This is a genomic window from Acinetobacter sp. OYA S30 (assembly GCF_033599315.1).
GTDB lineage: Bacteria > Pseudomonadota > Gammaproteobacteria > Pseudomonadales > Moraxellaceae > Acinetobacter > Acinetobacter baumannii.
Map to the genome: position 1 here is coordinate 1 of NZ_JAWVAV010000037.1, position 13118 is coordinate 13118.

Sequence of the window (13118 nt, forward strand, 5' to 3'; positions counted from 1 at the left end):
AATTTTTTCTGTTTTTCTTGAGTAGTCATAAAATAACGTTCTCGAATAAAGTGCCAACACGTTAACACTTTAATATTAACCACCAGATCACGCATTAAAAATTATTTAGGTCTGCTGATTAATCTTTACTCATTAGCAAACTATATTTCATTTTTGTGACAATTCTTTATCATAGCCCACGTTTTTTTGTTCTTGTTTGGAATATGAATGTCTTTAGAAACACTCAACCTTAGCTTATTCCATGTCATAAATGGTGCTCAGGATGCGAGTCAATTTATCATTCGTCTTGCTATCTTTTTTGCTAATGATCTCCTCTATATCCTGTTATTCATCCTTACATTTTTATGGTTTTATGGCGATCAAGATTTAAAAAATAGGGTCATTAAATCTGTCTTTTTAACCTGTATATCACTTTTAGTGGGTTATGTTATTTCTCTGTTTTATCACCATCCAAGACCATTTGTAATGGGTGTGGGTACAACGTTTATTGAACATGCACCAACAGCGTCTTTTCCAAGTAATCATATGCTGATTTTCAGCACCATCGCGCTGTCTTATTTGTTTGCTCAGCGCAAAATAATTGGAATTATTCTTTTATTTTTGTCATTTGTAGTAGCGTGGTCACGTATTTATTTAGGTGTGCATTTCCCTTTAGACATGTTGGGGGCTTTTATTGTCGCGCTTCTGGTCAACACAGCAGGTTATTACTTCTGGAATGCTTACGGTACAAGTTTGACCGCATTCTTTATTCACCTTTACCAGATTATATGCAAACCGCTTTTAGACCGCGGTTTGATTAAATAACCTCTAGAGCTTTTATGTAGTAAAACCACCACATGAAGTGTAGTAAAACCACCACATGAAGTTCAGTTGCGCAATACAAAAAAATCTGCCATTCTATGTGGACTTGGGTATGTTTTATCCAAAATAGAATTTAGTTTGACAAGGGGAGTAGCCTCCTCCAAACATAACAGCAATGTTATGTGTCAGATATCGTCAATACACTTTTATTAAAAAGTCGGTATCTGAGCATCGTGAAATTCATGGTGTAGGCAAGACCTTGATCATGTTGATACAGATGTTTAATTCATCTGGCAACTGGTCGAGGTTTTTTTATGCCCAATTGCCGGATGTATGGAGAATTTATGGAAACAATCGGCAATTTATGGCTGTACGTAGCATTCTTTGGCATAGTCATTGTCATGCTCCTAATTGACTTTTTAGGCTTTAAGCAAAAACAAGGTCAAGATGTATCAATTAAGCAAGCTGCTTACTGGAGTGTGGCATGGGTAAGCGTCGCAGCCTTATTTGGTGGTGGTTTATGGCTTTATCTCCAACAAACGGTTGGGGTGACCTTAGCAAACCAAAAAACCATGGAATACTTTGCAGGTTACTTACTTGAAAAGTCCCTCGCAATTGACAACGTTTTCGTTTGGTTAATGATTTTTGCGGCGTTTGCTATTCCAGCTGCATTACAACGTAAAATTTTGCTCTACGGAGTATTAGGCGCAATCGTACTGCGTACCCTTTTTATCTTTATTGGTGCATGGTTCGTACAAGAGTTCTCTTGGGTGCTTTATATTTTTGGTGCATTCTTGGTATATACAGGTTTCAAATTCTTAAAAGGCCAAGAAGAAGAAACCAATATCGAAGATATCAAAATTTTAAAATGGCTACGTAAGCACATGCGTATTACCCCACAGCTTGATGGTGACAAATTCTTTGTACGTCAAAATGGTTTATTGTGGGCAACGCCGTTATTTCTAGTGTTGATTTTGGTTGAAGCTTCAGATGTAATTTTCGCGGTAGATTCTATTCCTGCTATTTTCGCTGTTACTAGCGATCCGTTTATTGTTTTAACGGCGAATTTAATGGCAATTTTAGGTTTACGCGCAATGTTCTTTTTACTTGCTGGCGCTGCTTCTAAATTGCATTACTTACCGTATGGCTTAGGCATCATCTTATTGTTCATTGGCGCGAAAATGTTGTTGCTTGATGTATTCCACATGCCAATCTGGATCTCGTTAAGCTTTATCGTAATCGTGTTAGCAATTACTGCTTATCTCTCTTTACGACACAACAAAAAGCAATTGCAGTCTTAACTCATCACAACAAGGCATCTACACGTGAGATGCCTTGTCATTTAAATCTTTAAAATAGGCTGTACTTTAAAAAAGCAGATTAATATCATATGCCAACCTAAAATTTATCTTTCCTAATCAGAAACATAATAGATAACAGCGATTCGGTTTTTTATGCCGAACATACTTATTAAAATGTGTGGAGTCTCATGCGTTCTAAAAAAATTAATCTTGTCGTGGTCCCTTTATTACTCACGGCATGTAGCCATAATGATGGTCCTTTAGTACAAGATGTATATAACAACCAATATGACTGTGCTCGCGACTGGAATAATGAAACATGTAAACAAGAAAATAGCTCAAGTGGACATGGTTCTAGTTATGTCGGTAGCCGCTATTTAGGTCCTGCGTATTATCGAAATAATCGGGAAGTTTCTTTTCGCGGAAATACCTTACATCCTTACAGCAACTTGAGTGTAGGTCACCCCATTATTTCAAGTACGGCGAAAAGCGCATCTTCTTCATCCCCAATTCGTGGGGGTTTTGGTCGTAGCGGTTTTTCTTTCGGCGGCTAAATTCTCAGGCTTTCACTGAATATGAAAAGAAAAATATTTACTCCACGTCCAGACTGGCAAGTGGAGCATCAAAATATTGGTTTTGATTATTTTAATTTACCTTCTCTCGATGGCTCAATTTACTGGTCTGAAGGGGTTGCTTATGAATTTACGCTTAAGCAGATTGAACAACTTGAAGATGCAGCAAATGAGCTACATCAGATGTGTTTATCGGTAGTAGGAGACCTCATTCAACGGGGCGACTATCCTGCTTATTTTCAAATTCCTGAAGTCGCTATAAACCATATTGAACATTCATGGAAACAAAATGCTCCCATGCTCTATGGTCGCTTTGATTTCGCTTACGATGGGCGAAATATCAAAATGCTGGAATATAACGCAGACACACCGACCGGCTTACTCGAAGCCTCTGTCGCACAGTGGCTGTGGATAGAACAAGTCTCGGGCATTGCAAACCGAGATCAATTCAATAGTATTCATGAAGACCTGATTAAACGCTGGAAGACAATTTTACCGCGTGGTAGCCATATGCATTTTGCTGCCTGTCAGGAGGCTGGAAGGGAAGACTGGGGCAATTTAGAGTATTTGATGGATACCGCTTACCAAGCTCATCTACAAGTTTCCGAGCTTTCTATGGAGAACATAGGTTGGAACGGGCAAGATTTTGTTGATCTCCATAATCAGCCCATTCAAAACATATTTAAACTCTATCCATGGGAATGGATCTGGGAAGAAGCATTTTCTCAATATATCCATCCACAAACACAGTGGATTGAACCTTGCTGGAAAATGTTACTTTCAAATAAAGCGATTTTGGTTGAGCTTTGGAAGCGTTATCCAAACCATCCATTATTGGTTGAAACCCATACCTATGACCCGCAACAAGCTTTGTCCGGTAAATGGGTGAAAAAGCCGATTTTAGCAAGGGAAGGGGCCAATATTCGGGTTTTACAAGACGGCCATGACCAAGGCGCGGCTTCTGGTAGCTTTTATTTTGATGACTATGACAAATATGGTTATGTCGTACAGAAATGGGTAGATACCCCATTATTTTCAGGACAACTACCTACTCTTGGTTTATGGATGGTTGGACATCAATGTGCAGGCATGTCTATTCGTGAAGATTGTTATGACATCATTGGTAATGATGCCCACTTTGCAGCACATTATTTTGTCGAGTAATAAGTGAATAGAGATTTAAAAAAGCACTGTTTAGGTGCTTTTTTATTGTGCCTTCGACGCAGTCAATCAGTGCATTTTAAATATATAGCGAATAATCAATGTTCGCTTTTAAAGCTAAATTAGAACAAAAATTCAAAAATATAATGATTTAACTCTATGTATTTTAATTTTTTTATTCTGGTTTACTTTCTTAAAATTCAATATTGGCAAGCTCTTTGCATCTCCAAAAAAGAAAAAAGCCTAGATTTTAGGGGCTCGTCAGAGCCCTAATTTTTTTAAGGAGTAATGCCATGAATGCGATTCCAACTTTAACTCCCCTTGCCATGCCGTGTAACAGCAGTTTTGAAGCAAAAGATTGGGAAATTTTATCGAGCCATTGGTATCCCGTCGCACGTATTCAAGATGTCTCTAATGCACCTCAAAGAGTCACACTACTAGACGTCAATATGGCACTCTACAAGACAGAAAGTGGTGAAATTCATCTGGCCCGAGATATTTGTCCACATCGTGGCGTGCCTTTAACCAAAGGTTGGGTCGATGGTGAGGAGATTGTGTGTCCTTATCATGGTCTACGCTCTAACACTGAAGGGAAATGTACTCAAATACCAGCTCAGCCCGAACTAACTAAAATTTCTGATCGTTTTTCTCTAACCAAATTTCCGGTTGTGCAAAGATACGGCCTCATTTGGACCAGTATTCATGGTCGTGATGTTACTCAAGCCAATATTCCTGTATTAGATACTTGGGATGATGCAGAACATCAAGCGATTTTGCCACCTTTTGTAGATATTGGTGGTTCTAGTGGTCGTCAGCTTGAAGGGTTTATCGATGTCGCTCATTTTGCATGGGTGCATCACAACGCCTTTGCGAATCGTGATAATCCCATCGTCCCTAAATATCACACTGAACGTACCAATTATGGCTTAAAAACGGTCTATATCAGCAATGTCAGTAATTATCCGCATGAACTGAAACATCTCGAACCAGAAGGCTTTTTGTGGAAGCGTACTTTTGAGGTTTATCCGCCATTTTCTGCCGTGCTTACTGTCGATTTTCCAGAAGATGGGATCTTAAAAATTTTAAATGCCTGTTGTCCTATCTCAAGTAATAAAACCCGCTTATTTGTTCCACTCACACGTAACTTTGACCAAACAGGTGATTTAGAAAAGGTATATGCATTTAATGCGCAAATTTTTGCCGAAGACCAAGATATGGTCGAATCACAAAAGCCAGAAGAACTGCCGCTTGATCTAATGATGGAAGCACATTTTGAAGCAGACCGTTCATCAACGACTTATCGACGGATTTTGGCTGAATGGGGACTAAGTAAACGTTATACCGTTTAAATCTTGACTAACTGGGGTACAATCAATCGAAAAAAGTGAAAATATATAGGCTTTCCATGTCATTGATCGCAAATACCACCGTTGTGCGTGGTCGTTTTTTAGATATTCAACAAACTGTCTCTGAGCCAACTGATATTCCAAATCAAATACGTTATTTGGAAGATGGTGTATTGATTAGTGAACATGGAAAAATCAAATGGTTTGGTGCATGGGAAGACGCTCAACAGCATCTACCTGCTGGAGTTGAGATTCAACATTATCCAGAACAATTGATTGTACCTGGCTTTATTGATACGCATATTCACTTTCCGCAAACCGAAATGGTGGGAGCTTACGGCGAACAACTTTTAAGCTGGCTTAATACTTATACTTTCCCAACTGAAATCCAGTTTCAAGACAAAACATATGCAAGCGAAATTGCCCAGTTCTTTGTTCAGGAACTCTTAAAACACGGTACAACCACGGCCCTCGTTTTCTGTACAGTTCATCCCGAGTCTGTTGATGCCTTATTTGAAGCCGCAGAGCGCGTTCAGATGCGTTTAATTGCTGGCAAGGTACTTATGGACCGTAATGCTCCGGAAGCGCTGTGTGACACGCCAGAAACGGCTTACAGCGACACTAAAGCGCTCATTGAAAAATGGCATGGTAAAGGCCGTGCTCTGTATGCAATTACGCCACGATTTGCGCCGACTTCTACACCTGAGCAATTAGAAAGAGCAGGGCAGTTAAAACAAGAATTTCCGGATGTGTATGTCCATACGCATTTAAGTGAAAATAAAGATGAAATTGCTTGGGTGAAATCTTTATTCCCGGAACAAGCAGGCTACTTAGATGTTTATCAACATTATGGTCTGACTGGTAAACGTTCCGTTTTTGCTCACTGTGTTCATTTAGAAGATGAAGAATGGCAATGTATGCATGATACACAATCGGCTATCGCATTTTGCCCAACTTCAAACCTGTTCTTAGGCAGTGGTTTATTTCCATTGAAAAAAACTTGGGAAAAACAAGTGAAAGTAGGCTTAGGGACAGATATTGGGGCTGGCACATCGTTTAGCTTACTACAAACTGTTAACGAGGCTTATAAGGTTCAGCAGTTACAAGGTGATAAACTCTCAGCTTATGAAGCGCTTTATCATGCAACCCTAGGCGGAGCAAAAGCACTCGATTTGCAGGATCAGTTAGGCAACTTCAACGTCGGTAAAGAAGCAGACTTTGTGGTACTAAACTTAAAGCCAACAGCATTACAGGAACTTCGCCAGTCTAAATCTAAATCTGTTGAAGATTCACTGTTTGCATTATTCACTTTAGGTGATGACCGTAATATTGAGGCGACTTATATTTATGGAAACCGTGTTTATCAAAAAGAAACAGCCAAATAAAAAAGGCATTGTTAAGTTTTTGTTATTATTTGGAATATGTGCTATTGCGTTAAAGCGTGATCGACATATTCCGCAAAATGATAAAATTTCACAGCCATCAAAGGGTGCATGAAACGTCATTTTGCTTTAAAATTTTACCATTAACTCAGATTTTCGAGGTGTTGCTGGTCAACACCTTTTTTATTTTTTCTTTTATATCTTGTAGGAATCTGCCATGACTGTTGCAATGAGCATCATGATTTCAACCGAAGAAATTCAAGCAAAAGTCAAAGAGCTCGGCGAGCAAATCAATTCTCACTATGCAAATAGTGACAAAGAATTGGTTCTGATTGGTCTACTTCGTGGTTCTGTTATTTTCATGGCAGACTTATGCCGTACGATTACCAAACCACATGAACTCGACTTTATGACAGTGTCTAGCTATGGCGGCGGTACGACTTCAAGTCGAGATGTCAAAATCTTAAAAGATCTTGACGGTGAAATTCGCGGTAAAGATGTATTGGTGGTTGAAGACATTATCGACTCAGGCAACACTTTAAGCAAAGTCGTGGAAATGTTGCAAACTCGCGAACCAAATTCAATTCAATTGTGCACATTAGTGAGTAAACCATCTCGCCGTGAAATTGATTTAGAAGTTAAATTTTTAGGTTTTGAAGTTGAAGATAAATTTATTGTTGGTTATGGCTTAGACTACGACCAGAAATATCGTCACTTACCATTTATTGGTGAAATTGGCCTATAAATTTTATAAAAATGGCACCGCAAGGTGCTATTTTTTTATATAAAGGCTGAGCTTTGAACAAAAAAGACACAAAAAGTCGCAATCTGCTACAGACAAAACAGATCACTCTACCGCACGATAGAATATGAAGCAAAATCATTAACTTCATCAAAAAAACAACTGGAGAACAAATATGTGGTCACTTATTGTTGCTATTGTGGTTGGTTTCTTCGCTGGCTTAATCGCTCGTGCTTTACACCCAGGTGATGATAAAGCAGGTTTTATTGTTACTACTTTAATTGGTATTGCAGGTTCACTTCTAGCCACTTATGGCGGTCGCTTACTTGGTCTTTATGGAGAAAATTCAGCGGCGGGCTTTATTGCTTCTGTCATTGGTGCCGTCATTATTCTCTTTATCTATAACCTAATTGCACGAAAAAGCTAAGTAGTAAATTTAATTTTAAAAAAAGCACCGAACGGTGCTTTTTTTAAGTCATTTTATAAACCTAACTCTTTCCAAACTGCCTGAATTTCTTCGGCAGATCGCGCTCCGACGAGTTTAAATCCGTTAGCAAAAATGAGAGTAGGTGTGCCATTAAAACCTAATTTTTTCCCTAATTCCAAGTTACGGTCAATCGGGTTTGTACAGCTCGCAACCGTTGGTTTAACACCTTGCTCAATTAATTTTTTCCATGAATATGATTGATTCGGTGCACACCAAACTTGTCTAGAAACCACAATAGACTGAGGTTTTAAAGGATAGATAAAAGTGTAAATAGTGACATCTTTAAGCTTGTCGAGTTCAGGTTCAAGCTGCTTACAATAAGGGCAATTTGGATCAGAAAATACTGCTAAAACATGCTGACCATTACCTTTGACTGTTTTAATGGCATCTTTTAAAGGCAACTGTTTCCAATCAATTGAGTTCTGTCCTAAAACCAGATCTTTAGTTAAGTTCTTTTGGTCTTTTAACCGAATCATAGAGCCTACAAACATGTGCTGCCCATCTTCACCAAGATAAATAATTTGCTGGTCCAGATTAGCACTATATAGTCCGGGCATTTCGGTTTTCTGAATATTACTAATTTTCAAATTAGGATATTGTTTTTTAATATTTTCCCGAACAGTATCTACATTAGCGAAACTCAAACTTGTAGTTAAACTAAATAACGCCAATATTCCTAATTTTTTAATCATAAAACCGACTCGGAGGCAGGAGAGAAGAACATTTTAATCAGTTCCGTTAGTGAAAACAGAACTGATTACCGAGTTATAACCAAACTTCTACTCAGTTATGCCAATGTTTCACGTGGAACATAAACAGGTTTTAAGGTATTAATTTCTACTGAAATATGCACAATTTCATCATGAATCGATAAAGCATCACGAATCTGGTCTGCATTTAAAGAGATATCGTCAGTTTCAAGTGCCAAAATACAAGAAAATTTACCTTTTGCGACTTTCCAGACATGAATATCTGTAATTTCCACATGTTTCGGAAATTCAGCTATTACTTCCCGAATTTCATCAACTACAGGATGGTCCATTTCAGCATCTAGAAGGGTTTTACCTGTTTCTTTCATTAAGCCAAAAGACCACTTTGCAACTAAAATAGCCCCTAAAATTCCTAAAAGTGCATCTAAAAAATCCCATCCAAAATATTTACCTGCGAAAAGCGCTATAATTGCAAAAACAGAAGTCACTGCATCTGCAACCACATGTAAAAATGCAGCTTTTTGGTTTAAATCATGGTGATGATGCTCATGATGGTGATGGTGATGGTGATGGTGATGGTGATGGTGACCATCATCATGAAGTAACCAAGCACAAATCAAGTTAATGACCAAACCTAAAATTGCAATTGGAATAGCTTCATTATAAAAAATTTCAACCGGGTTAAATAAACGTTGAACTGACTGAAAAGCCATAAAAATAGCCACAACCATCAGCAAAATTGCGCTGCTATAGCCGGCTAAAATCTCAATTTTCCAAGTTCCAAAGCTAAAACGATGATCATTGGAATAATGACGGGCTGCACGATAGGCAAAGTAGGCTAAACCAAGGGCCAACATATGTGAACTCATATGCCAACCATCGGCCAATAGGGCCATTGAATTGAAGAACCACCCACCAAATACTTCCAGTACCATCATGGACGCCGTTAAAATGGTTGCAATCAAAATACGTTTTTGTGCAAGTGGATTTCCTTCATCAAACTGATGTTGATGATGACGTGATACACTATAATCCTGCATAAAATTTAAACCCAATATACTCCCTACCAGTATATTAAATTGTACAAGAGAAAACAGATGAGTCACATTGGTCAGGATAAAAAAATTGTTAATCGTGTAAAACGACTAAAAGGGCAAATCAACAGCATTGAAAATGCGATAGAACAACCAGAATCTTCATGTATAGATATTTTGCAGCAAGTTGCAGCCATAAAAGGTGCAATAAACGGTTTGATGAGTGAATTAATGGAACAGCACTTACATCATCACGTACTTAAAGGCGCAGAAGTCGATCAAAATGAGCTAGATGAATTTTTAAAAGTTTTAAAGAGATACGGCTGAGAAAAGTACTGGATGACATAGCACTCTACATCATCCAGTTTTTTATTATTTTCCGATACAGAACGAACCAAAGATTTTGCCTAATAGGTCATCGGCACTAAAGTCACCCGTAATTTCACCTAAAGCATTTTGAGCAAGACGAAGTGATTCAGCAACGAGTTCACCTGCGTTAAATACAACAAGTTGCTCACGTGCCTCTGCCAAATAGAGCTGAGTGCGCTTCATTGCGTCTAAATGACGTGTTCTCGCAATAAATGTATCTTCCTCAGGGTGAAATCCTGCATACGCTGTAATCGCATCTACGAGGCCTTGTACGCCCATCTCTTGTTTTGCTGAAACTGTGATATGACGGAACCCTTGATAATCGCTTATTTCGGCAGATTGACCAGTTAAATCACATTTATTGCCAATTAACATGAGACGACGCGGTTCAATATGTTCAGCAAAGTATTCTTGAGCCAGTTTTAAGGGGTCATCGCCTTGATTTAAATCGTAGACCAATAACAACAAATCGGCCTGCTCAATTTCTTTGATTGCACGACGAATGCCTTCTTTCTCGACTACATCTCCCGTTTCACGAAGACCCGCAGTATCCGTTAAGGTGATTGGTAAACCATTTAAGCTAATTTTTTCATGTAAAACATCACGAGTTGTACCAGCAATATCAGTCACAATTGCACGCTCAACACCAGCAAGTGCATTCAACAAGCTCGACTTACCTGCATTTGGTTTACCCGCAATAACAACCTGTAGACCTTCACGGAGTAATTGCCCTTGTCGTGCAGAGGTTTGAACAGCATGTACAGATTGTTGAACATCTTCCAACAAAGCTAAAATTTTGCCATCAGCCAAAAAATCAATTTCTTCTTCTGGAAAATCAATCGCAGCTTCTACGTGCAGACGTAAATGAATCAGTTTTTCTAAAACTGTATTAATTTTTGTTGAAAAAGCGCCTTGTAAAGAACGGACTGCCGAACGAGCCGCAGCTTGAGAGGTCGCATCAATCAAATCGGCAATTGCTTCAGCTTGTACCAAGTCCATTTTGCCATTTTCAAAAGCTCGCATGGAGAACTCCCCAGCTTTTGCAGCAATTGCCCCAAGCTCAAATAAACGGCCAAGTAAGGCATTTTGAATGACAGGGCCACCGTGGCCTTGAAGTTCTACAACATCTTCACCGGTAAAAGAATGTGGATTTGGAAAGCACAAGACAATGCCTTCATCCATAATACTTCCATCAGCATCATAAAACTTACGGAAACCCGCCATCCGAGCTTCAGGTAAGTTTTTTTGCGTCAGTTTTTGAGCAATATCATAAGCCTTAGGTCCCGATAAGCGAATCACGCCCACTCCACCACGCCCTGGTGGCGTTGCAATTGCGGCAATTGTGGTTTGACTATGCATATTATTCACCTAAAAACCTAAAATACAGCCAAAGAAAAATCCGCCTAAGATTACCATCTTAAGCGGATTGATTCAGCAAAAGTTCAAGGATTAAGATGCCGATTCAGCTTTACTGATACGACTTTTCTCAACACTCTTGTTAATAAACCATTGCTGTAAGATTGTAATACTGTTGTTCACAATCCAGTACAACACAAGACCCGCAGGGAAGAACAACATAAATACCGTAAACATAATCGGCATAATGCGGAATACTTTCGCTTGCATTGGATCAGCTGGTTGCGGGTTCAACATTTGCTGAGCAAACATTGTCGCACCCATAATTAATGGCAAGATGAACCATGGATCCATCGCAGACAAGTCTTGAATCCAGCCTAACCACGGTGCATGACGTAATTCCACACTTTCCATGAGTACCCAGTACAAAGCAAGGAAAATTGGCATTTGTAGCAATAACGGTAAACAACCAGAAAGCGGGTTAACTTGTTCACGTTTGTAAAGCGCCATCATTTCTTGCGAGAAGCGCATACGGTCTTCACCGAATTCTTCTTTCATGCGTTGCATTTCTGGTGCAATCACACGCATTTTCGCCATAGAACGATAACTTTTTGAAGATAAAGGCCATAAAATCATCTTCACCATAATGGTAAGTAAGATAATTGACCATCCCCAGTTGCCTACAATGCTATGGAAGAATTGAAGACCTAGGAACAATAACTTCGCAATTGGCCATAACCAACCATAGTCAACAGTCTGGTTTAAACCTACCGCTAAATCTTTTAATTCAGATTGTACTTTTGGACCTGAATAAAGCTTCGCATCGACTTCCATTGAAGTACCCGCCGGAACATTAATTACTGGCGAAGTAAAGCCAATAATATTCATATGATCCGCAGACTGACGAGATTCAAGTTTAGCGACATAAGGCTGACCATTTGCTTGAGTCAGTTTAAGGTTTCCTGGAATCCAAGCACTTACAAAGTAGTGCTGAACCATTGCAACCCAACCGCCTTTAGCTTCGGTATTGAGTTTTTCTTCAGAGAAATTCGCAAACTTAAGTTTGTTGTAGTGAGCATCCGGAGTACCCCATGCACCACCTAAGAACGTACCTAAAGTGAAAATACCCTGAGAAGACTTACCTGGATCTTCCGAATTATCACGTTTCAACTGTCCAAACATCTGACCTTGCCAGTTTTGTTGGCTACGGTTAACAACTTGATGTTTGACAACAATTGGATATTGACCTTGAGTAAATGTAAAAGTTTTAATAATTTCAACGCCTTCTGGTGTCTTAAACACCATAGGAACTGTTAAAACTTTCTCAGAATGTCCACTTTGATCTTGTACCCCTTTAGCATCAGCTAAAGTATATGATGTTTTTTCAACAGCATATAATGGGCGACCACCACGACTGCTATCTGGTCCATTCAAACCAATTAAGCCAGACTGAGCAACATAAGTACGCTTGGCATCATTTTCAAGCATAACAAATGGTTGATTACTGTCTTTGCTCTTGTCGTGAGAGAGTAATTCAATACGAACAATATCACCACCTTTTGGATTGATCCAAAGATGATAAAGGTCAGTTTGTACTGAAATAAGCTGTTGATTCACAGGTGCAGTTGCATCTGTGGTTTGTGACTGCGCAATATTTGCTTGTGGCACATCGGAAGCCACTGTTGCAGTTTTAGCATTTGGCAAATCAGCAGATACTTCATGTGAACTTACAGCCGCCGCTTGTTGTTGCGGTGCAGTTGCAGCATTTCCATAATCTTTTTGCCAAGCCAAAATGAGCAAATATGCGGTGACAAACATGGCCCCGAGAATTGCAAACCTGGCCCATTGTTGCATATC

At 39.1% G+C, this 13118-nt stretch carries 14 protein-coding genes; 9 read left to right on the top strand and 5 right to left on the bottom strand.

From position 1 onward, the window contains the following. A partial coding sequence (locus R5R67_RS15420; protein WP_318754970.1) for a hypothetical protein occupies positions 1-95 on the bottom strand: 95 nt, incomplete at its 3' end. Positions 96-207: 112 nt separating this feature from the next. Between R5R67_RS15420 and R5R67_RS15425 the strand changes: the two genes are divergently transcribed. From R5R67_RS15425 to R5R67_RS15460, 8 genes are all read left to right on the top strand, one after another. After that, positions 208-804 carry an undecaprenyl-diphosphatase gene (locus R5R67_RS15425; protein WP_005120727.1) on the top strand — a complete coding sequence of 199 codons (597 nt, stop codon included), beginning with the start codon at positions 208-210 and terminating at the stop codon, positions 802-804. A gap of 341 nt (positions 805-1145) precedes the next feature. Further along, entirely contained in the window at positions 1146-2102 is a 957-nt protein-coding gene (locus R5R67_RS15430) for a TerC family protein (RefSeq protein WP_005120728.1), read from the top strand. 188 nt (positions 2103-2290) lie between these two features. Then, positions 2291-2656, top strand: coding sequence for a hypothetical protein (locus R5R67_RS15435; protein WP_005120731.1), 366 nt, complete (start codon positions 2291-2293; stop codon positions 2654-2656). A 21-nt stretch (positions 2657-2677) separates the two neighbouring features. Beyond that, positions 2678-3838: a glutathionylspermidine synthase family protein gene (locus tag R5R67_RS15440; RefSeq protein ID WP_030424150.1), complete on the top strand. Its 1161-nt coding sequence runs from the start codon at positions 2678-2680 to the stop codon at positions 3836-3838. 290 nt (positions 3839-4128) lie between these two features. Next, positions 4129-5184 (top strand): Rieske 2Fe-2S domain-containing protein, encoded by a 1056-nt coding sequence (locus R5R67_RS15445; RefSeq protein ID WP_030424149.1) that lies wholly within the window; start codon positions 4129-4131, stop codon positions 5182-5184. Between the two features lie 56 nt (positions 5185-5240). Then, positions 5241-6566: a guanine deaminase gene (guaD, locus tag R5R67_RS15450; protein WP_005120734.1), complete on the top strand. Its 1326-nt coding sequence runs from the start codon at positions 5241-5243 to the stop codon at positions 6564-6566. Between the two features lie 214 nt (positions 6567-6780). Then, positions 6781-7308: a hypoxanthine phosphoribosyltransferase gene (gene hpt, locus R5R67_RS15455; protein WP_000214980.1), complete on the top strand. Its 528-nt coding sequence runs from the start codon at positions 6781-6783 to the stop codon at positions 7306-7308. A 172-nt stretch (positions 7309-7480) separates the two neighbouring features. Next, complete coding sequence (locus R5R67_RS15460) at positions 7481-7732, top strand: GlsB/YeaQ/YmgE family stress response membrane protein (protein WP_000269732.1); 252 nt, start codon at positions 7481-7483, stop codon at positions 7730-7732. Between the two features lie 53 nt (positions 7733-7785). Here R5R67_RS15460 and R5R67_RS15465 read toward each other — a convergent pair whose 3' ends face one another. Together R5R67_RS15465 and dmeF are read right to left on the bottom strand one after the other, a co-directional pair. Continuing rightward, positions 7786-8484, bottom strand: coding sequence for a DsbC family protein (locus R5R67_RS15465; RefSeq protein ID WP_000592161.1), 699 nt, complete (start codon positions 8482-8484; stop codon positions 7786-7788). A gap of 95 nt (positions 8485-8579) precedes the next feature. After that, complete coding sequence (gene dmeF / locus R5R67_RS15470; protein WP_038337390.1) at positions 8580-9542, bottom strand: CDF family Co(II)/Ni(II) efflux transporter DmeF; 963 nt, start codon at positions 9540-9542, stop codon at positions 8580-8582. A 57-nt stretch (positions 9543-9599) separates the two neighbouring features. On the opposite strand from dmeF, the gene R5R67_RS15475 reads away from it, so the two are divergent. Further along, positions 9600-9863, top strand: a complete 264-nt coding sequence (locus R5R67_RS15475) for a metal/formaldehyde-sensitive transcriptional repressor (RefSeq protein WP_000018128.1) — start codon at positions 9600-9602, stop codon at positions 9861-9863. Positions 9864-9908: 45 nt separating this feature from the next. Here the strand turns inward: R5R67_RS15475 and mnmE are convergent, their stop codons facing one another. Further along, positions 9909-11264, bottom strand: a complete 1356-nt coding sequence (gene mnmE, locus R5R67_RS15480; RefSeq protein ID WP_030424145.1) for a tRNA uridine-5-carboxymethylaminomethyl(34) synthesis GTPase MnmE — start codon at positions 11262-11264, stop codon at positions 9909-9911. 90 nt (positions 11265-11354) lie between these two features. After that, on the bottom strand, positions 11355-13115 hold the full coding sequence (gene yidC / locus R5R67_RS15485) for a membrane protein insertase YidC (protein WP_001188089.1): 1761 nt from the start codon (positions 13113-13115) through the stop codon (positions 11355-11357). Between the last annotated feature and the right edge of the window lie 3 nt (positions 13116-13118).